Source organism: Streptomyces sp. NPDC006733, assembly GCF_040636125.1.
Lineage (GTDB): Bacteria > Actinomycetota > Actinomycetes > Streptomycetales > Streptomycetaceae > Actinacidiphila.
This window is the reverse complement of the sequence record NZ_JBEYJD010000026.1, coordinates 73917-94391: the sequence shown is the minus strand read 5'-3', so window position 1 is coordinate 94391 and position 20475 is coordinate 73917. Positions and strand designations below refer to the sequence as shown.

At 72.2% G+C, this 20475-nt stretch carries 18 protein-coding genes; 9 read left to right on the top strand and 9 right to left on the bottom strand.

The features are described from left to right. Positions 1–7 precede the first annotated feature (7 nt). The 4 genes from ABZ721_RS23330 to ABZ721_RS23315 form a co-directional block, all read right to left on the bottom strand. Positions 8–1420, bottom strand: a complete 1413-nt coding sequence (locus ABZ721_RS23330) for a VWA domain-containing protein (RefSeq protein WP_358790611.1) — start codon at positions 1418–1420, stop codon at positions 8–10. Then, positions 1417–2805 (bottom strand): hypothetical protein, encoded by a 1389-nt coding sequence (locus ABZ721_RS23325; RefSeq protein ID WP_358790610.1) that lies wholly within the window; start codon positions 2803–2805, stop codon positions 1417–1419. The genes ABZ721_RS23330 and ABZ721_RS23325 overlap by 4 nt, the downstream gene beginning before the upstream one ends. Next, a complete protein-coding gene (locus ABZ721_RS23320) occupies positions 2805–3308 on the bottom strand; it encodes a hypothetical protein (protein WP_358790609.1) in 504 nt (167 codons plus the stop codon). Before ABZ721_RS23320 ends, ABZ721_RS23325 begins: the two co-directional genes overlap by 1 nt. A 159-nt stretch (positions 3309–3467) precedes the next feature. Next, complete coding sequence (locus ABZ721_RS23315) at positions 3468–3791, bottom strand: putative quinol monooxygenase (protein ID WP_358790608.1); 324 nt, start codon at positions 3789–3791, stop codon at positions 3468–3470. 204 nt (positions 3792–3995) lie between these two features. On the opposite strand from ABZ721_RS23315, the gene ABZ721_RS23310 reads away from it, so the two are divergent. The 3 genes from ABZ721_RS23310 (at position 3996) to pip (ending at position 5823) form a co-directional block, all read left to right on the top strand. After that, positions 3996–4400, top strand: a complete 405-nt coding sequence (locus ABZ721_RS23310; protein ID WP_358790607.1) for a DUF4190 domain-containing protein — start codon at positions 3996–3998, stop codon at positions 4398–4400. 109 nt (positions 4401–4509) lie between these two features. Beyond that, positions 4510–4785, top strand: coding sequence for a hypothetical protein (locus tag ABZ721_RS23305; RefSeq protein WP_358790606.1), 276 nt, complete (start codon positions 4510–4512; stop codon positions 4783–4785). A gap of 78 nt (positions 4786–4863) precedes the next feature. Next, a complete protein-coding gene (gene pip, locus ABZ721_RS23300) occupies positions 4864–5823 on the top strand; it encodes a prolyl aminopeptidase (protein WP_358790605.1) in 960 nt (319 codons plus the stop codon). A gap of 27 nt (positions 5824–5850) precedes the next feature. Here pip and ABZ721_RS23295 read toward each other — a convergent pair whose 3' ends face one another. The 3 genes from ABZ721_RS23295 to ABZ721_RS23285 all read right to left on the bottom strand — a co-directional run bounded on the left by ABZ721_RS23295 (position 5851) and on the right by ABZ721_RS23285 (position 9024). Next, the gene (locus ABZ721_RS23295) at positions 5851–7083 is read right to left on the bottom strand and encodes a cytochrome P450 (RefSeq protein ID WP_358790604.1); all 1233 of its coding nucleotides are present in this window, start codon (positions 7081–7083) and stop codon (positions 5851–5853) included. 73 nt (positions 7084–7156) lie between these two features. After that, positions 7157–7834: a response regulator transcription factor gene (locus ABZ721_RS23290; protein ID WP_358790603.1), complete on the bottom strand. Its 678-nt coding sequence runs from the start codon at positions 7832–7834 to the stop codon at positions 7157–7159. Further along, positions 7831–9024 carry a histidine kinase gene (locus tag ABZ721_RS23285; protein ID WP_358790602.1) on the bottom strand — a complete coding sequence of 398 codons (1194 nt, stop codon included), beginning with the start codon at positions 9022–9024 and terminating at the stop codon, positions 7831–7833. The genes ABZ721_RS23290 and ABZ721_RS23285 overlap by 4 nt, the downstream gene beginning before the upstream one ends. 266 nt (positions 9025–9290) lie before the next feature. Here ABZ721_RS23285 and ABZ721_RS23280 point away from each other — a divergent pair, with 266 nt between their 5' ends. The 5 genes from ABZ721_RS23280 (at position 9291) to ABZ721_RS23260 (ending at position 15551) form a co-directional block, all read left to right on the top strand. Next, positions 9291–11504, top strand: a complete 2214-nt coding sequence (locus tag ABZ721_RS23280) for an MMPL family transporter (protein ID WP_358790601.1) — start codon at positions 9291–9293, stop codon at positions 11502–11504. A gap of 114 nt (positions 11505–11618) precedes the next feature. After that, positions 11619–12503, top strand: coding sequence for a class I SAM-dependent methyltransferase (locus ABZ721_RS23275; RefSeq protein ID WP_358790600.1), 885 nt, complete (start codon positions 11619–11621; stop codon positions 12501–12503). A gap of 154 nt (positions 12504–12657) precedes the next feature. Further along, on the top strand, positions 12658–13461 hold the full coding sequence (locus ABZ721_RS23270) for an SDR family oxidoreductase (RefSeq protein WP_358790599.1): 804 nt from the start codon (positions 12658–12660) through the stop codon (positions 13459–13461). Next, the gene (locus ABZ721_RS23265; protein WP_358790598.1) at positions 13458–14273 is read left to right on the top strand and encodes an enoyl-CoA hydratase/isomerase family protein; all 816 of its coding nucleotides are present in this window, start codon (positions 13458–13460) and stop codon (positions 14271–14273) included. The genes ABZ721_RS23270 and ABZ721_RS23265 overlap by 4 nt, the downstream gene beginning before the upstream one ends. A gap of 129 nt (positions 14274–14402) precedes the next feature. Further along, positions 14403–15551 carry a 3-oxoacyl-[acyl-carrier-protein] synthase III C-terminal domain-containing protein gene (locus ABZ721_RS23260; RefSeq protein WP_358790597.1) on the top strand — a complete coding sequence of 383 codons (1149 nt, stop codon included), beginning with the start codon at positions 14403–14405 and terminating at the stop codon, positions 15549–15551. 64 nt (positions 15552–15615) lie between these two features. On the opposite strand, the gene helR is transcribed toward ABZ721_RS23260, so the two are convergent. Continuing rightward, a complete protein-coding gene (helR, locus tag ABZ721_RS23255; RefSeq protein ID WP_358790596.1) occupies positions 15616–17760 on the bottom strand; it encodes an RNA polymerase recycling motor ATPase HelR in 2145 nt (714 codons plus the stop codon). Between the two features lie 223 nt (positions 17761–17983). Between helR and ABZ721_RS23250 the strand changes: the two genes are divergently transcribed. Beyond that, complete coding sequence (locus ABZ721_RS23250) at positions 17984–19777, top strand: protein kinase (RefSeq protein WP_358790595.1); 1794 nt, start codon at positions 17984–17986, stop codon at positions 19775–19777. A gap of 66 nt (positions 19778–19843) precedes the next feature. Here ABZ721_RS23250 and ABZ721_RS23245 read toward each other — a convergent pair whose 3' ends face one another. Then, on the bottom strand, positions 19844–20407 hold the full coding sequence (locus ABZ721_RS23245; protein WP_358790594.1) for an isochorismatase family protein: 564 nt from the start codon (positions 20405–20407) through the stop codon (positions 19844–19846). Between the last annotated feature and the right edge of the window lie 68 nt (positions 20408–20475).

Sequence of the window (20475 nt, the reverse complement as noted above, 5' to 3'; positions counted from 1 at the left end):
GGCCTTTCTAGGCGAGGAACGTCTTGAGTTCCTGGACGAGCTTGCTGATGTGGCCGGAGACCACCGGTGTGCCGAGGGCTTTGAACCGCTCACGGAACCAGGGGTTGACCTCCTGGCGGCCGGAGCTGGTCACCGAGCCGACCGGGATGAACTTCACGCCGGAGCGGTGGACCGCCTCGATGCCCTCGAACAGCGGCTGGGAGCGGTTGAACTCGTAGAAGTCCGAGATCCACACCATCACGGTGTTCCGCGGCTCGGTGATCTTCGGGCGGGCCATGGCCATCGCGACGGGGCCGTCGTTGCCCCCGCCGAGGTTGGTCCGCAGCAGCGTCTCGAAGGGGTCGTGCACCCACGGGGTGAGATCGACGGCCCGCGTGTCGTACGCGATCAGGTGGACGTCCACCTTCGGCAGCCCGGCGAAGATCGACGCGAGGATGGTGCAGTTGACCATCGAGTCGAGCATCGACCCCGACTGGTCCACGACCACGATCAGCCGCTGGGGGGTCGTTCTGCGGGCGGTGTGCCGGTAGAAGAGGCGGTCGACGTACAGCCGCTCGTCCTCCGGACTCCAGTTGGTGAGGTTCTTCCAGATCGTGCGGTCGAGGTCGAGGTTCCGGAACACCCGCTTCGGCGGGATCGAGCGGTCCAGGGCGCCGACCGAGGCCTTCTCCACCTGGGTGCGCAGCACCTCGGCGACCTCGTCCACGAAGCGCCGGATCAGGGACTTGGCGTTGGCCAGGGCCACGTCCGACAGGTTGTTCTTGTCGCGCAGCAGTTGCTCGATCAGCGACATGCTCGGTGTCAGCCGGGCGGCGAGCCGGGGGTCGGCCAGCACCTCGCGCAGGTGCATCCGCTTGACGAGGTCGGCTTCCATGGCGCCGAGCTCCGGTCCGATCGCCGGGATCAGCCCACCGAGATCGGGGGACGCCCCGGCGCGGCCGGAGCGCAGCTCGCCGGGCCGGCAGCCGAGCGCCCGCTCCAGCCAGCCCGCGTCGGACTGCCAGCGGGTCAGCTGCCCGGCGGTGACGGTGCCGGAACCGGAGGCGAACACGTTGAGCAGCACCTTGGACACCAGCGCCGCCCGCCGCACCTCGGCGGCCCGGTCACGCTCGCCGTCACCGTCCGGATCGGGTGTCATCAACCCGTCGAACTCGTCGGCCAGCTGGGGGTGGCGCTGCACGACCGAGTCGACGGAGGCCTGCGGATCCAGCAGGGACGACGGCAGACCGATGTCCTCGACGACCGCCAGACTCGCCGACTCCAGGGCGGCCTGCTCCTCGCCGTCGAAGAGGCGGGCCAGGAGCCGCCAGTACAGGACCTGACGGCGGTTGTCGTCGGCGTCCGCCCCGGGGTGGTGTGCGTCCGGGTGCCGCCCGGTCGCCGGCTCGTGGCCGGCCGTCGGGATCGGGTGTTCCGTCATGAGCGCAGCAACCTTCCGGCCCGCTCCCGCAGCACGGCCACCGCGTCGGTGGCCGCCTTCTCCGCCTTGACGCCGGCCTTGTCGGTCGTTCCTCCGGCCCAACCCCCGGCGTGGATCGCGACGGCCTTCTTGCGCACGGTCGTCTCGACGGCCAGCGGCTGGACGCGGTACGTCCCGGCGTCCCAGCGCAACAGCCCGATGCACGCGCCGGACGCCGCCACGGCGTCGGGGGTCAAGGGTCCCGCGGTCGGGATGCGGTCGGTGTCGACGGGGAGCGGAACTCCGGCCACGGTGAACGTCAACGCGCCGTCGTCCTGCCGGGCGGTGTACCCCTCCAGGAACACCGGGACGGCGATGCGCACCGGGTGCCGGTCCAGGGGCGCGGTCGCCGGGTCCGTCGCGGTGGGCAGGGCGACGCGGGCGGTGGCGAAGGCGTCCGCGGGCCCGCTCGGGCGGGCGTGCTCATCGCTCCAGACGAGGTCCCCCTCGGCGGTGACGGGCATGCCGGCGAGCTCCATCGCACGGCCGTCACCGGCTGCCGCCAGCAGCGACATGTGCGGGCGCAGCAACTGCCACAGGCCGGCCTCCAGGACCGTGTCGGGCTTCGGCGCCGACACCGCGGCCCGCACCAGGCGCGGCGCGGAACCGTCCGCCGGCTCGAACACCGCGTGCACCTGGGCCTGTACGGCCGTCGGGTGTTCCTGGACGTCGATGCCCAGGGGCAGCAGGCGGCCGGTGGCCGTGCCGGTGGCCGGCGTCCCGGCCGCGCCGGGCAGCGTCAGCAGCATCGCGCGTGCCCACAGGTCGCCCCAGCGGCGTGCCGGGATGCGCTCCAGCGCCGAGCCCGGGCAGGATGCGGCGAGTTCGGCGGCGAAGCCGTCCAGGAGCGTGGCCGAGCGGCGCAGCGCCGGGTCGGGGAGCATCGCGGAGACGACCTGGGCGGCTGCCGAGACCAGTTCGTGGTCGATGCCCCGCCATCCGGCGCGCGCCAGGTCGGCGAGCCAGGAGCGGGCGGCCGCGAGCAGGTTCGGCGCCTGCCCTGCGCCGGACACCGGCTCGGTCTCCGCCGCGCGGGGCCGTCCGCAGGCCTCCGTGGCGCGCACCAGCAGCGCGTCGTGGACGGAGCCGAGCAGCGCGGTGCGGGCGGCGGCCAGGGCGACGAGCTGCTCCTCGGTCGCGGTGCCGGCCGCGGCCCGGTCGGCCGCCTCGGCGACCCTGACGGCCAGCGGCGTGCCCGCGACGGCGTCGGCGAGCGCGGTCAGGCCGGCGGCCTCGGCGGGCTGGGGGCGCAGCAGCCCGGCGACGAGGACCCGGTCGAAGGCGTCGACGACCGTCAGTGCCTCGTCCAGCCCCGCGATGTCCTCGGCGAGCAGGTCGGCGCGCATCACGCCGCCTGACGGGTGGGCGGGAACCACTGCATCTCGGGCAACGGCGCGGTGGTCGGAGCGAGTTCCAGGTAGGCCAGATGGCGCAGGAACCGGCTGAAGACGGGTGCCGCGGCCTTGGTGTCGGCCGGCGACGGGCGGGTGTCGGCCATCGCGGCGGTGACGGCCGGCCCGCGCAGCTCACCGTCCGCGACCTCCACCCGCAGGTAGCGCGCGACGCGCTGCACACCGAACTGCAGGGTCGCCTCGTTGACCAGCGTTTGGATGTGGTTGCAGAACGAGCCCCGGGCGCCGCCGCACGGCCGGTTGTTGTTGGTGCTGCAGGCGAACGCGTAACTGCCCGCCGCGACCGACGAGACGTAGACCCGTGCGATGTCCGAGCCGCTCGACACCACCCCCTGCAGACGTCCGTCGGCCAACTCGACGAACGGCACCTTCGCGAGTTTGCGCGGCTGCGAAGGCGCGCTCACCCGCGCTGTGCTCGACCTCTCCCACTCCGACAACGCACCGTCTCCTATGCACCAGAAGGCCTCCCGCGCCACCTCGGCGGGATGCTTCTGAACATAGTGGCGATCACTGACAACGCCGTCGGCGAAGGTCGCGGCCTCGCGTGCGGGACGGGTCGGCAGCGTTCACGGCGGTGCGGGGAGTGCGGACCGCGGTCAGTCGATCGTGAGCTCGCCCATGGCGCTCCAGCCGTCCGCGTCCTCGATCGTGGTGCTCACGATGTCGGGGGTGCGCCGCAGCAGCGGGCGCATCCGCTCCAACGCCGCCCGGAAGTGGTCGGAGTTCACGTGTGCCGCTCCCGCGTCGTTCCGGAACGCCTCGACCAGGACGTACGTGTCGGGGTCCTCGATGCTGCGCGACCACTCGAACCACAGGTTGCCGGGCTCCGCGCGGGTGGCGGTGGTGAAGGCGTCGACGTGTGTCAGCCACTCCTGCGCGTACTCGGGCTTCACCGGGAACTTGACGACGATAAAGATCATTCGCTGATTCTAGGCCATCGCGAATTTCCCGCACCGGGACACGCCCCTACGGAATCCACCCTTCCGCAGCTCCAACGCGGTACCCGCCCGCGAATTCCCCCGGGCGGGCGGCACGCCAACTGCCCCCATGGGAAAGAGGCGTTGCGTGAAGGGAAGGAGTCAGGGCAGGCGCATTGCATCAGCCTATTGAAGGAGGAGCCGACGATGGCCGCCACACACGACTCCCGGACCGCCGCCTACGGTCACCCCGCCGCCGGCGGCCCGGCCCGCAACGGGTTCGGAATTGCCGCGCTCGTTCTGGGTATCTTGTCGGTGCTCATGTTCTGGCTGTGGTTCGCAGCCATTCCGATGGCGGTCATCGCCATTGTGCTCGGTATTCTCGGCCGGCGCCGCGCCAATCGCGGTGAGGCCACGAACAAGGGCATGGCGACCGCGGGCACCGTGCTGGGTGCGGTCGCGATCGTGCTGCTCGGCGTGCTGATGGCCGCCGGGGTGGCCATCCTGAACTCCGACAGCGGCAAGGACCTGCAGTCATGCCTGGACAAGGCCCAGACGCAGGCGCAGAAGCAGCAGTGCCAGCAGGACTTCTCCGACGACATCAGTCACTGACGCCCGACCCGGCTTGAGGGCCGGCTTCCCGGTGCGTCCGGGGAATCGGCCCTTCTGCCGGTGTATCGATGGCGGCGAACGCCCGGGAAGGGTGTCGCTCATGCTCTGGATGAACCGATACGCGCGTGCGGACGGCCCCGTGGTCCGGCGCTACTGGCGCCGCAGGGAAGGGTCCGGCAACGGAACGCTCCTTGTCCTGCTGGCCATCGTGGCGCTGGTGATGTTCCACAACAGTGCGGCGAGCACCGCGAACCAGCCGGGGACGGCGCCCCGGCCCGCCTCGACGGCGGTGTACCCGGTCGTCCTCCCCGGCGCCCACACGGTTCCGCCCGTCCGGCCGGAGCCCAGCGTCTCCTATCCGATCCCCTGGGACCGCAAGAAGTGACCACCCGGGTGGGTAAGGTGTGCGGCTTGTGCCTGTCCGGGTGACCTCGGACGAACGCGCAGGAAAGAGAGCCAACCCATGGCAGCGCCCTACCCGCCGATCGAGCCCCACGACCACGGCCTGCTCAGTACCGGCGACGGCAACCTCGTCCACTGGGAGGTGTGCGGCAACCCCGACGGCAAACCCGCCCTGGTCGTCCACGGCGGCCCCGGTTCGGGCAGCTCGGCCGGCCGCCGCAGCTCCTTCGACCCCGAGCGCTACCGCATCATCCTGTTCGACCAGCGCGGATGCGGGCGCAGCACGCCCCATGCCGGCGATCCGGCGACCGACATGAGCCTCAACACCACGGAGCATCTGCTGGCCGACATGGAGCGGCTGCGGGAGCACCTCGGGGTCGAGCGGTGGCTGCTGTTCGGCAGCTCTTGGGGGTCCACGCTCAGCCTCGCGTACGCCGAACGGCACCCGGAGCGGGTGTCGGAGATCGTCCTGCTCGCCGTCACCACCTCACGGCGCACCGAGATCGACTGGCTCTACCGCGGCGCCGGCCGCTTCTTCCCCGAGGCCTGGGAGCGGTTTCGCGCCGGGGCGGGCGAAGCGGACCGCGACGGTGACCTCGTCGCCGCGTACGCACGCCTGATGAACCACCCGGACCTGAACGTACGCACCAGGGCCGCGCTCGACTGGTGTGCCTGGGAGGACGCGGTCCTGTCCGCGGAACCCCAGGGCGCGCCCACCCCGTACAGCGACCGGCCGCCGCAGGCGATGCTGGCCTTCGTACGGATCTGCGCCCACTACTTCGCCCACGGGGGCTGGCTGGAGGACGGCCAGCTGATCCGCGACGCGGGCCGGCTGGCCGGGATCCCCGGTGTCCTGATCCACGGCCGGCTCGACATGAGCGGCCCGCTGGGCACCGCCTGGGAACTCAGCCGCGCCTGGCCCGGCGCGGAGCTGCGGGTCATCGCCGACTCCGGCCACAAGGGCAGCGCCGCCATGAGCGCGGCCCTGTACGAGACGTTCGACCGGTTCGCGGCACGGTGAACCCGGCCGGATGCCCGGCCGAGCCGCTCAGAAGCGCACCGGGAGGTCGAGCAGTCCCCGGGCACGCATCGAGGGCCGCCGGCGCAGGGCGTCCGGCGGGGTGTCGAGGGCGAGTCGGGGAAAGCGCTCGAGCAGCGCGGTGAGGGCGATCTCGGTCTCCAGACGGGCCAGCGGCGCGCCGAGGCAGTAGTGGATGCCGTGCCCGAGGGCCAGGTGGCCGGTGGCATCGCGGGTGATGTCGAGGCGGTGGGGGTCGGTGAACTGCCCGGGATCGCGGTTGGCCGCGGCCAGGGACAGCAGGACGGTCTCGCCGGCCGGGATGGTGACTCCGCCGACCGTGATGTCCTCCAGCGGGAAGCGGCGGATCGCCAGCGGCGCGGGCCCGTCGTAGCGGGCGAACTCCGCGACCGCGCCGCCCACTCCGCTCAGGTCCGCGCGGAGCGCGGCAAGTTGGCCAGGGGCGGCGAGCAGGGCCGAGACGGCGTTGCCGACGAGGTGGATGGTGTTCTCGTATCCGGCGAACAGGATGAGGAAGACCAGGGACATCAACTCGTCCTCACTGAGCCGGTCCGCACCACCCTGCCCGAGCCCGGCGGCGCCGTCCTCGTCGCGGGCGGCGATCATCGCCGAGAGCAGGTCGTCGGCCGGGTGCTGCCGCTTGTCCGCGATCAGGTGGGTGAAGTACCCCAGCATCTTCCCGATCGCCTCCCGCGCACCGGTGGGCCGGGCGGGGTCCGGGGTGATGAGGGCGTCGGTCCAGGACCGGAAGTCCTGGCGGTCCGCCGGAGCCACGCCGAGCAGGTCGCAGATGACGGTGATCGGCAGTGGCGCCGCGTACGCGGCGATCAGGTCGGCGCGGCCGTGCGGGGCCATGTCGTCCAGCAGCGCGTCGGCGATCCGCCGGATCGGAGCGCGCAGCTCCTCGATCCGGCGGGGGGTGAAGGCCTGCGCGACCAGCCGGCGGATGCGGGTGTGGTCCGGCGGGTCCATGTTGAGCAGGTTCGCGTCCAACGCGGGCGGCAGGGCCAGCCCTTGGTAGCCGCCGGGCCGCGCGTTGCGCTTGTCCAGGGCGAGCCGCGGGTCCGCCAGCGCCCGGCGCACATCGGCGTAGCGGGTGACCAGCCACGCCGGCAGCCCGTCCGTCCCGGTGATCCGGTGGACGGGCCCCGCCTCGCGCAGCCGCGCGTACACGGTGTGCGGGTCGTCGATCAGCTCGGCCGGGTCGAAGGACGGGGCGCTGCCCGCCGTGGAGTTGGACATGGTCCCACCCTAGGTTCACCACGAGCGGTTCGTTCAGGACCGCTGGGCGAGGGGGAGCGACGACGCTGCGGTGCTACTTGTCCCCGGTCTCGACGAGGCCCGTCTCGTAGGCGGCGATCACTGCCTGGGCGCGGTCGCGGACGCTGAGTTTGTCGAAGATGCTGGTGATGTAGTTCTTCACGGTCGAGACGGTGATGTCCAGAGCGCGGGCGATCTCGGCGTTGTCCAAGCCGGTGGCGATCAGGCGCCACACCTCGACCTCGCGGGGCGTGAGGTCGCCCAGAGCGAGCGGAGCCGGTTGTGGGCGGCGCGGGGCTCTGACGTAGGTCGAGATGAGCCGGGTGAGCAGGCGGGGTGCGACGGTGGCCTCACCGGCGTGCACGATGTGGATCGCCGCGACGAGTTCCTCCGGCGAGATGTCCTTGGGCAGGAATCCGTAGGCACCGGCGCGCAGGGCGCCGACGACGTACTCGTCCATGTCGAAGGTGCTCAGGGCCAGCACCCGGCATCCGGGGAGGGTGGCGGCGAGCTGCTCGGTCGCCTGCACACCGTCCAGGACGGGCATCCGGATGTCCATCACGACGACATCCGGGCGGAACCGGTGCGCGAGCGCGACGGCCTGTTCGCCGTCCTCGGCCTCGGCCACCACCTCGAACGCCGGGTCGGGGGCGAGGATCAGTGCCAGTCCGCGCCGCACCAGCGGCTGGTCGTCGGCGATCAGCACGCTGATCTTCGGTGGGGCCCCGCTCAATGGAGAAGTTCCTCTCGCTCGGCCGGCCCCAGGGGCAGGCTGGCCGCCACCCGGAATCCGCCGCCGTCGAGCCCGCCGGTCTCCAGGGTGCCGCCCTGCAGGACGACACGCTCCCGCATGCCGATCAGACCGTAGCCGCTGCGGGCGGCCGCTGCCGACTCCAGCGCTCCCACCGGCACCAGCGCGCCCGCGCCGTCGTCCAGCACCTCGACGTCGATCCGGTCCGGAAGGTACGTCAGCTGCACCGACGCCCGGGCCCGGCGGCCGGCGTGCTTGCGGGCGTTGGTGAGGGCTTCCTGGACGACCCGGAACACGGTGAGCCCGACGGTCGGCGGCAGGGCCCGCTCCGGGCCGCAGACCCGGAACTCGGTGGGCAGGCCCGCCAGCCGGGACTCGGCGACGATGCGGTCGATGTCGCCGGCGCCGGGCTGCGGCGCCTGGGGCGCGAGCTCCGGTTCGTCGCCGGCGCGTAGCACGTCCAGGAGCTGGCGCATCTCCCCCAGGGCCATCCGCCCGGACGACTCCAAGGTGAGCAGCGCGTCCCGCGCGGCATCGGGGTTGCCCGCGAGGTTGGCCCGTGCTCCGCCGGCCATGAGCTGCATGGTCGTGATGTGGTGGGCCACGATGTCGTGCAGCTCGCGGGCGATGCGACGGCGCTCGTCGGCCACCGCCCGGTCGGCCAGCAGTCTGCGGGTCGCCGTGACCTCCTGCTGCCAGCGCTTGACGACGTTCGCCGTGATGACGACGAGCAGGACGGCGGTGACGTTGGCGAGGATGTCCGTCCGCGACATGCTCCGCCCGGAGCTCTGGCTCAGCAGCGTCAGCGCCACCGTCGCCACGGACACCGCCGCTGTCACCGCCGCGGAGGCGACCCGGGCGGCGGAGTACAGGCCCACCGTGATGACCGCGCCGAAGTGGCTGGACTGCGCCGAGGCCAGATTCAGCGCCGAGGTGAGGATCAGCACCGCGCCGAAGGCCGCCAGCGGGTGGGTGCGGCGGGCCAGCAGCGGCAGCGCCGACAGGACGACGAGGATGACACCGAGCGCCGAGACGGAATGGTCGCCGCCCTGGCTGCCGATCAGGTAGCCGAGCAGGTCCACGACCGCGGCCCCGACGGTCATGAGACCGTCGTTGCGGGTCCATGGCACGGCGCCGGAGAGCAGGGGCGCGGTGTAGCGGCGCGTTCGCATGGTGGCTCTCCTCCTCCCGGCGCTCCGGGGTCTCCCGGCGCGGCCGGGCTGCTGTCCGTGATCCATTCTCGCACCGGACCGGCGGCCGGACATTGCCCCAGCGGCTGATCTTCGACCAGGACCACGGTCCTGGTCCGGGCCGCCGGCCGGACCCCGGACCCCTGACGCCGTTCATCCTGTGCACCGATGATCTCGACGGTCCTCGCGTGATGGTCTGGAATTCGGCCGGGAGCCCCCGGCAACGCATTCAATCGCCGGAGGAAACAGTGATCCGCGCCCTGACCGGATTCTCCACCAGAAACCCGTGGAAGGTCATCGCCGTCTGGGCGGTGCTGGGTATTGTCCTGACCTTCGTGAGCTCCACGTTGATCTACCGCGTCACGCAGAACCAGACCGGGGACTTCCTGCCCAAGAGCTACGATTCGGCCGCCGCGCTGGATATCGCCGAGAACCGGTTCGGGGTGAAACCCGACGCCAATACGGTCACCGTGCTGGTCGCCCGACCGGACGGCAGGGCTCTGACCACCGCGGACCAGCGGCTGATCCGCGCCGAGGCGGAGAAGCTGAGCCGGCAGCGGGTCACCATGCCCGAGCCCGCGGACGGCGGGCCGTCGTTCCTGCTCAAGGACTACTCGCAGACACCGCGCATCACCCCGGCCATGACCGCGCCCGACCGGACTTTCGAGCTGCTCTCCGCGGAGCTGATCGGCAACTCCTCCGCCCCCGGCATGCAGGACCTGTACCGCGCCTTCCGCGACGCCGCCCGCGCGCACTTCACCGACGCGGGGATGCGCACCGGGTTCACCGGCGGTCTGGCCGACACCGTGGACACCACCGACGCCGGGGAGACCGCGGCGAAGGTGACGTCGATGCTCGTCATCGGGCTCATCGTGCTGCTCAACGTGCTGGTGTTCCGGAGCGTCCTCGCGGCCCTGCTCCCGCTCCTCGCGGTCACCTTCATCGGCGGGGTGGCCTCGGGTGCCGTGGTCGGCGCCGCGATGCTCACCGGGATCAAACTCGACTCCGGCACACCGTCGCTGATCAGCGTGGTCCTGCTCGGTATCGGCATCGACTACCTGCTGTTCCTGCTGTTCCGCTTCCGCGAGCAGCTGCGGGCTCACCCGGAGGCGAACGCCCGCACCGTGGCCGGTGAGGTCTCGGGCCGGGTGGGCACCGCGATCACCTCGGCGGCGCTGACCATCGTGGCCGCCTTCGCCACCCTCGGGGTCGCAACCTTCGGGCAGTTCCGCGTGCTGGGCCCGGCCATCGCCGTGTCGGTCCTGGTCATGCTGCTGGGCTCGCTCACCTTGATGCCGGCCATGCTGGCGGCTGCCGGACGCAAGATGTTCTGGCCCTCGCGGGCCCTCAAGCGCGCGCCCCGCGCGGGCTCCGCCGCCCGGCTGGGCGACCTGGTCGCCCGTCGGCCGCTGATGATGCTCGTCGCCTCGGTCGCCCTGCTGGGCGCGCTGGCCGCCGGACTGGTCGGGATCCGCATGGACTACGGCGTGGGCGGCGGGGACGAGAGCACCCCGGCGGCCGCCACCGCCGCCGAGATCTCCCGCGCGCTGCCGGCCGGCGTCTCCGACCCGACGAGCGTCTACGTGACCGCGAAGGACGGCGGCACTCTGGCCCCGGACCGGCTCGACGGCCTGTCCCGGGCACTGACCGAGGTCAAGGGCGTGGGCAAGGTGGGCGGCACCACCCTCAACCAGGACCACCGGGCCGCCCGGATCGACCTGTACCTGACCTCGGACCCGCAGACCCAGCAGGCCCGGGATCTGGTGTCCGGACCGGTCCGCGACGCGGTCGCCGCGCACACCCCGGCAGGGACGACCGCACACGTCGGCGGGACAGCGGCGATCTTCGCCGACATCTCGACCGCCGTCGACCACGACCTGAAGATCGTGTTCCCGGTCGCGGCCGTGCTGATCTCCCTGATCCTGCTCGTCCTGCTGCGCAGCCTGCTCGCGCCGATGATCCTCATGCTCTCCGTCGGCCTCGGTTTCGCCGCCACCCTCGGCGCCTCCACGCTGCTGTTCCAGCACCTGCTGGACAAGCCGGGCGTCAACTTCACCCTTCCCCTGGTGCTCTTCCTGTTCGTCGTCGCGCTGGGCACCGACTACAACATCCTCATCAGCGACCGCATACGGGAGGAGATGGAGCGGCCGGGGCCGGCCCGCGCGGCCGTGGCCCGGGCCGTGCGGCACACCGCACCGGCCATCGCGACCGCGGGCCTGGTCCTGGCCGGCTCCTTCGCGAGCCTCGCCGCCACCCCATCGAGCCAGCAGGTCGGGTTCGCGACGGCTCTGGGCATCATGCTCTCCGCGTTCGTCCTGTCCATCGTCCTGGTACCCGCGCTCGCCGCGCTGCTGGGCCGGAGCATCTGGTGGCCGATCCGCCCCGGCCGGCACACCACGCACCAACCGCAGCACAGCGCCGACCTGCCGGCGCAGGAACGGGACCGGGTTCCGACCTACTGACCCGCCCGCCGGTGTCCCCGCACCCGTGGCCGCCGACTCCGGTCGGCGGCCACGCCGTGGAATCATCAGGCCACCGGACAGGCACGCAGCGCTGCGAGAGGTGGTGGTCGGACCGTGGTCCCGGACTGGCGGTGGGACGAGACGTTGTTCGCGGGCACGGCCGCCTACTACGGGCGCGGCAGACTGCCCTACGCCCCCGGCCTCGCGGACCTGCTCGCCGGCGTCCTCCGGCTCGACGGGCGGGGGCGGCTGCTCGACGCGGGGTGCGGTCCGGGCACGCTCGCGCTGCGCCTGGCGCACCTGTTCGCCGAGGTCGTCGGCGTGGATCCGGACGGCGGAATGATCGCCGAAGCCGAGCGCGGCGCCGCGCGGGCGGGCGTGGCTGAAAAGGCGCGGTGGGTGCGGGCCCGGGCCGAGGAGCTGCCCGCGGGGCTCGGCACGTTCACCGTCGCCACCTTCGGCCAGTCCTTCCACTGGATGGACCGGGAGCGGGTGGCGGCCACCGTCAAGGGGATGCTCGGGCGCGGCGGGGCGCTGGTACACATCGCGGAGGTGAAGACGCCCGATCGCCCGGTCGATGCCCTGCCCCATCCGGCAGTGCCCTACGACGCGGTGGACCGCTTGGTCAAGCAGTACCTGGGGCCGGTCCGACGGGCCGGCCAGGGGCTGTTGCCGCACGGCACGGCCGGCGGAGAGGCGGCGGTCCTCACCCGGGCGGGCTTCGCCGGCCCCCGGCATCATGTCGTCCCCGGCGGAGAGCCGCTGGAACGCTCCGCCGACGAGGTCGTCGCGTGGACGTTCTCCCTGTCGTCCTCGGCTCCGCACCTGTTCGGCCCGCGGCGCGCCGCATTCGAGGCCGACCTGCGCGACCTGCTGCGGGACCACTCCCCGGCCGGCCGGTTCTCCGAACGCCAGCCGGGCACCGAGGTGTTCGTCTGGCTGAAAGGCGATCCCGCACCGGTTTCCGGAAATCCGACGCCCGGCGTCAATCAGAGGTGACGGACGGATTCACCGGATCGAGTGAAACAGCTTCCACGTCGACCCCTTGACCCATGGCGGGGTGCCCCATTCGGCCGCAGAGAGCGGATCTTGGTCGGGCTATGTTCCGTGTGCAGGAGAGAAATCTCGCCATTCGCATGCAGGAGGCTGAAACGTGACCTCGATTGTCCAGCAGACCGACCCGCCGGGCAGGACAGCGGAGCGGGCGTCCGACGGGATGCCGGTTCCGCAGGTCCTCCAGGGATTGACCGCCGTCGTCACAGGGGGTTCCACAGGGCTGGGTCGGCAACTGGCGAAAGGTTTCCTCGCCGCCGGCGCCCGGGTTATGTGCGCAGCGCGCAGCGCCGGCGACGTCATGCAGCTGCTGGCCGGAAACGGGGACCGGGCCGCCTTCCTCCCCGCCGATGTCCGTGACCCCGACGCGCTGCGGCAGCTGATGACGGAGACCGCCGGGCACTTCGGGGGCATCGACATCGTCGTGGCCAACGCGGGCGTCACCCGCAACGGCGGGGTCGCGCGACTCAGCGCGCACGACTGGCGCGACGTGATGAGCACCAACGTGGACGGGGTCTTCCACACCGTGCAGGCGGCGCTGCCGCATCTGCGGTCCGGCGGCAGCATCCTCACGGTCTCGTCGGCGATGGCCACGCGCGCGGTGCCCGGCGCGAGCGCTTATGCCACGTCCAAGGCGGCGATCGAGGCCTTCACCCGCTGCTGCGCGGTGGAGTGCGCTCCCCGTGGTATCCGCGTCAACTGCCTGTCCCCCGGGATCCTGAGCGTGGGCATGGGAGAGATCGTCGGCGCGGACGAACGGCTGCGCGCGCTGTACTGGCCGCGGATGCTCGCGGGCCGGGCGGGAACGGCGCAGGAGGCGGTGGACGCGGCCGTGTTCCTCGTCAGCCCGGCAGCCTCGTACGTCAACGGGCACATCCTCGAGGTCAACGGGGGGCTGATGTGACGGTGCGGACGGAGATCCACCGCAACGTGGCCTGGATCCAGCTCGACCGGCCGCCGCTCAACCTGTTCGACAGCGGCCTGCAACTCGCCGCAGAGCGGGCCCTGCGCGCCGTGGACGGGCAGCCCGGCGTCCGCGCCGTGGTCTTCACCGGAGCGCACGGCACGTTCTCGGCCGGTGGGGACCTCAAGGAGATGACGTCGCTGACCGGGGACGCGGTGGCGGAGTACGCCGCCCGCATCAGCCGTCTGACCCGCGAGGTCGCCGCGCTGCCCGTCCCGGTGATCGCGGCCGTGCAGGGCCTGGCGCTGGGCGGCGGGTGCGAACTCGCCCTCGCCGCCGACTTCCGCATCTGCTCCCCCACCGCCCGGTTCGGTCTCCCCGAGACACCCCTCGGACTCATCCCCGGCGCCGGAGGCACGCAGCGGCTGCCGCGCCTGATCGGGACCTCGCGCGCCAAGGACATCGTGTTCTCGGGGCGGCAGGTCGACGCCGACGAGGCCCTGCGGATCGGACTGGTCGACCTCGTCGTCCCCGCCGCCGACCTCCGCGCCGCCGTCACCGAGTGGGCACTGCGCTACACCGCGCATCCCGCCGGAGCGCTGGCCGCCGCCAAGCAGGCGATCGACGCGTCCCAGGAGGGCCCGCTCGCCCAGGGTCTCGACCACGAGCGCGAGCTGTTCGCCCCGCTCCTCGCCGCCGGTGAGCGGACCCGGTGGTTCCACCGTTTCCGCCAGACCCCCGCGTCCCCCGCTTCCCCCGTGACCTCCGCGTCCCCCACACCCCCCGTGTCGTCCGTGTCGTCCGTGTCCTGAACGGACAGCCCCGCACCGCACGCTCACAGCGCCCTGTCACAGCGCCCGAGAACCGCCAGAACCGCCTCCCGGCCCGGTCGCGCGCCCACGCGCGAGCCATCCGTCCCCCACACCGAAGGCACCGCCTTGATGCACGCAGCTCCCGCCCCGTTCCCCTACGCCCTCACCGGCGCCCACACCACGCTGGGACCGGTGATCACCATGGACGCCTGGGCCAAGGTCGCCCAGGTCCCCGACCGCCGCGACCCCGGCAAGGCCCTGGAGGGCTCCTTCATCACCCGCCTTCTCGGCGTCGAGAGCAAGAGCTGGGGGCCGGAGCAGTTCGCCACCCCCGAAACCGTCGCCGAGACCGCCCGGGCCGCGCTGGCCGGCGCGCGCCTCGAACCCCGCGACATCGACGCCGTCATTGTGGTGACCTGCAACCCGTACCAGATTCTGCTCGACCAGGACGCCTTCACCCTGATGCGCCTGCTGGGCATCGCGGACGACGTACCGCCGCTGCAACTGGGCGCGGGCTGTGCGGGCCTGGCCCGTGCGGCCGCCCTCGTGGGCCGGCTGCAGGCCGAACGCGCTCTGGTGATCGCCTACAGCGTGCCCAGCAGGATCAGCACCGGCGCCGACGGCGCCCTCCTGCCGGCCTACCGGGACAACGCCGTCCACCCGTTCGGGAGGAACATGTGGTCGGCGCCCGCCCTGTTCTCCGACGCCGCGTCGGCCATGGTGCTGGAACGCGACGAGGACATCGACGGCCTGGTGCTCTACTCCCGCGACAGCCAGTCCTTCGGCGACGAGCCCGCGATCGACGACCCGCTGATCCACTTCCTGGGCGGCGGCACCGACAGCCCCGCGGGCACCCCCGGTTCGGCGGAACTGGCCTGCTTCGGCATGAACCCGCCCGAGATCACCCGCTACTACAGCGGCGGGATGACGCTCAACCACCAGGCCCTGGAGTCCGCGCGCCCGGGATACCTGGAACAGGTCAGCCGGGTCTACACCCACCAGGCCAACCCCCGCCTGGTCGAGGAGTTCGTCCAGCAGACCGGCCTGACGGCGCAGAAGGCACCCAGCAACGTGCGGCACCTGGGCAACACCGTGTCGCCGTCCACTCTGGCGCTGCTCCACGCGGACCAGTTGGAGGGCAACCTCTCCTACGGCGACCGGGCCTGCTTCTCGGTGGTCGGATCGGGGCCCGAACGCGGCGCGTTCATCACCCCGATCCGCATCCCCGGCCTCCGGCAGCCGGCGACGGCGACGGCGACGGCGACGGCGACGGCCTGAGCGCACACCCGCCCGGCTCGACCGCGCCGCCCGCCCCGAACTCGTTCGTCCTCACGTCCTCCCGTCAGGGGCTCGTGAGGACGACGAGTTGCTGCGTCGCCCGGGTCATCGCGACGTAGCGGTCGACCGCTCCCTCGATCCCCGTGCCGAAGGACGCGGGGTCGACGAGGATGACCAGGTCGAACTCGAGCCCTTTCGACAGCTCCGGGGTCAGCGACCGGACGCGGGGCGTCGCACGGAACGCGGGATCGCCGATGACGCAGGCGATGCCTTCATCATGGGCGGCCAGCCATGTGTCCAGGATCGACTCCAGCTCCCCGGCGGATCCGTGCACGATGGGGATGCCGCTGCTGCGCACGGAGGTCGGCACGTTGGCGTCCGGCAACTCGGCGCGGATCACCGGCTCCGCCTCCGCCATGACTTCCTCCGGCGTCCGGTAGTTGACGCTCAGGGAGGACACGGTGACCCGGTCGAGGCCGATCCGCTCCAGCCGCTCCTGCCACGTCTCCGTGAAGCCGTGCCGGGCCTGCGCCCGGTCACCGACGATGGTGAAGCTGCGCGACGGGCAGCGCAGCAGCAGCATCTGCCACTCGGCGTCGGTCAGTTCCTGCGCCTCGTCCACCACGACGTGCGCGAACGGGCCGGAGAGCAGGTCGGGTTCGCCGCGGGACAGTGCGCTCCTGTCGATCAGGGTGTCCTGCAGGTCCTGTCCGTGCAGCATGCCCAGCGCGCCTTCGTCCTCACCGATCTGCACGTTCTGCAGCATGCCGGTGATGGCGTCGGCCCGGCGCGCACGCTCGGCGGCGACCGCGGCCTCGTTCCGCCGCATGCGTCCGGACGCCTTCGGGTCACCGAGCCGCTGCCGCGCCGCGTCCAGCAGCGGCAGGTCGGACACCGTCCAGGCCTGGGAGTCGGCGCGCCGCAGCTTCCTGACGTCGGCCGGGGCGAGCCACGGAGCACATTTGCGCAGGTAGGCGGGGACGGACCACAGATCCGCGACGAGGTCGGTCGCCTCGACCAGGGGCCACGCCCGGTGCAGCGCCCTGAGCAGCTCCCGGTCCTGCAGCAGGGACCTGCGCAGCAGCTCGGGTGAAGCCTCGCTCTCGTCCTTGTCGATCAGGATCGTGAGCAGTTCCTCCATGATCTGGTCGTGCGCCTCGTTGTGCGGGGTGCCCGGCTCCACCGCGTCGAACGCCGTCGCCCAGTCGCGGGGGCCCAGCCAGATACTGGCCCAGTGTGTCTCGACCGACATGCCTTCGGTGGGCGGCTCCTCGTAGAGGCCGACGGCGGGCTCGATCGCCTTCACCAGGTCGGCCGACGCCTTCAGGAGTGCCACGTCCGGGTCGCTCTCGATCGCGGCGCCGGCCCCTTCCGCGACGAGGTCGCGCAGCGTGCAGGTCTGCACTCCCTCCTCTCCGAGGCTGGGCAGGACGTCGGCGACGTAGGCCAGGTAGGGCTGGTGCGGCCCGACGAACAGCACGCCGCCCCGACGGTGACCGAGTCGGGGGTCCGAGTACAGCAGGTAGGCGGAGCGGTGCAGGGCGACGACGGTCTTGCCCGTGCCCGGCCCCCCGTCGACAACGAGGGTGCCGCGGGAACCCGCCCGGATGATGGCGTCCTGGTCGGACTGGATGGTGGCGAGCACGTCCCGCATCCGCTCGGACCGGTTGCTGCCCAGGCTGGCGATGAAGGCGGACTGGTCGTCGAGCGCGGCGCGCCCTTCGAGCCCGTCCGCGGTGAACACCTCGTCCCAGTAGTCGCTGATCCGGCCGCGGGTCCAGCGGTACCGCCGGCGGCTGGCCAGCCCCATCGGGTTGCCGTGGGTCGCCGCGAAGAACGGTTCCGCCGCGGGGGAACGCCAGTCGATCAGCAGCCGGCGCCCGGTGCTGTCGGTGAGGCCGAGGCGTCCGATGTAGACGGGCTCGGGGCTGTCCGTGGGCACGATGTGTCCCAGGCACAGGTCGAGACCGAAGCGGCGCAGCGCGCGCAGGCGCGTGGTCAGCCGGTGGACCTCGATGTCGCGGTCCATCGCCTGCCGGCCGATGCCGCCGGGTGACCTGAGTTCGGCGTCGAGACGGTCGGACAGTTCGGCGATCGCCTGCGCCAGGCTCTCCGCGATGGCCGCGAAGTGCCGCTCGTCGTCGGCGATCAGCGCTGGGGCGGCCTTGTGGAGGAGGCGGTCGGGCAGGTCGAAAGCGCTGCTGGTCAACTGAGTGGATCTCCTATTTACGCAGGTCCTGGGGTAGGACCGCGATTCTGCCCCACCCCGGGGGCCTTGCCGCAAGCCCCCCGGTGAGCTATAAGTTGAGAGTGGCAAGGAGTGCCTATTCCTCGTTGCCCGCGCCGCCCACTCCCCCTTGGTACCTCGCGCGTAGCGGAGTCCTGGCGGCCCTGGTATGTGATCTTCCTGTCCGTCTCATAGGCTCCGGGCCATGAGTAACGGGGAATCCGGCAGACGGGTCATCGACGGGCGCTTCGAGCTGGAGGCGCGGCTCGGCGTCGGCGGCATGGGGTTGGTGTGGCAGGCACGGGACCTCGTGCTCGACCGGGCGGTGGCGCTCAAGGAGGTCCGGCCCGCAGATCCGGCCCTGGCCGAGTACGATCCCGCCGCCGCGAGCCTGCTGCGTGCCCGCGTGCTGCGCGAGGCCCGTGCGCTGGCCCGCGTCGAGCACCCGAACGTGGTGACCATCCACCACATCGTCGACGGCGGCGAAGGCACCTACCCCTGGCTCGTGATGGAGCTGGTGACCGGCGGATCGCTGCAGGACCGGCTGGCGCGCGGGCCGATGGAGCCCGCTCAGGCCGCCCTGCTGGGCCGCGAGCTGCTCGCGGCGCTGCGGGCCGCGCACGCCGTGGGAATCCAGCACCGGGACGTCAAGCCCCCCAACGTCCTGCTCCGCCCCGACGGACGGCCGGTGCTCACCGACTTCGGTATCGCCGCGGTCCGCGAGTCCACGGTCCTGACCGCCACCGGGTCGATGATCGGCACCCCTGACTTCATGGCCCCCGAGCGGATCACCGGGGACGGCGGCGGGGCCGGCGCGGACCTGTGGTCCCTGGCGATGATGCTCTACGTGGCGGTGGAGGGCCATCACCCGCTGCGCAGGGCGACCACCCTGGCCACCCTGGCCGCGGTGCTCAGCGAGGAGCTCCCGCCACCGCGCCAGGCGGGACCGCTGACCGAGTTCCTCAACGCCGTTCTGGTGAAGGACCCGGCCGCCCGGCCGGACGCCGAGACCATGGACCGCATGCTGGCGACGGCCGCCTGGCAGCCGTCGTCCGGCACCTGGCCCGGCCCGGGGACGGCGACCGGATCCGGGCCCGTGCCGCAGGCGACGTCCTTCCAGCTGCGGCCCCCGGCCGCGCCGACCCCCACGGGCAGGCCCGACGGCTCCGGACCGCCCGCTCCCCAGGACACCCCTCCCCACGGCAACGGGCCCTCGGACTCGCCCCATCCGGCCCCGTACACCACCCCGCACCCCACCCCCTACCCCTCCTCCCATCCGTCGCCCTACGCGACGCCGGAGTCGGGCCCCACGCGCTCGACCGCCGGCACCGGGCCGCGCCGACCGCGCAGTCGGTGGGTGGCGATCGGCTCCGCGGTCTGCGGAACCGTGCTGACGGGCCTGCTGGTGTGGACGCTGCTGCCGGAGTCCCCCGGCGACAACGCCGCGGCCGGGCCGCCCGGTTCGACCTCCTCCGCACCTTCGTCCCCGGGCGCGGCGCCGACGACCGCGCGCTCCACCTCGGAGCCGAAGAACGACCCGGCGACGGGAAACCTGCTGACGCCCGCCGGCATCCGTGCGGCGATCAAGGAGTTGAAGGCGGCGATGGGGACCGACAAGGTCGGCCGCTTCGTGGTGTACCCGGAGTACATCTCCGTCGAAGGCATGGTGAAGGGCAGCGCCACGCACTACGACAGCTACGACTACCGCCTCGGGCAGGGCGTCACCCGCGGCACCAGCAGCGGCACGCTGGCGGGCGGCGACACGCCCGTCAGCATGGACGCCTACAACTGGGACGCCCTGCCCGCGCTTCTCACTCGCGCGCAGAAGGTCCTGAACGTACCGAAGCCCACGTCGCGCTACCTCGTCATCCGCCAGCCCAACAACATCTTCCACACCCCGGCGGCCATGGCCGTCTACCTCGCCGACGCCTACGACGGCGGCTATCTGGAGGCCGATCCGCAGGGCAAGGTCACCAGGACGATGCCCGCCGGGGATTAGGGAATGTGACGCCCCAACCCGTGGTGGGTCACTCGCTCCGGGCGACCCACCACGGGTGACGTACCTTCAGGACGCGCTGCCGCCGAAGTCGACGTCCTTGGCCGCCACCGTGCCGGCCGTCCGCCCGGGGGCCGCCTGGTACGTCCAGTACAGGTTCGTGTGCGCGACGACCTGCCCGGGAGGCGGCGCGCCCCACTGCGACTGGTCCTTGGTCGTGTGAGCGTCGCTGACGAGGAGCGCGTCGTATCCGCGCACCAGGGCGCCGTGCAGCGTCGAGCGGATGCACGCGTCGGTCTGCGCGCCGGCGACCACGAGCCGGCCGACTCCCAGGCCCGACAGCACGGACTCCAGGCTGGTCTCCTCGAAGGAGTCGCCGTAGTTCTTCTCCACCAGCGGCTCGGTCTCGCCCGGCGTCAGCTCGGGAACGATCCGCCAGCCGTCGCTGCCCCGCTCCAGTTGCTCGTCGGAATGCTGTACCCAGACGACCGGCACCTGCTCCTCGCGCGCCTGCTCGACCAGGCCGGCGATGTTCGCGACGACCGGGTCCCGCTCATAGGCCCCCTCGACGACGTCGACCTGCACATCGACGACGAGCAGTGCGGTGTTGGGTCGGCTCTCGAGTGTGGTCATGGCCCCTCCTGATCACGCAACTTCTTCGACACGCCCACGGTAGTCGCCACCACTGACAACGCGGCGGC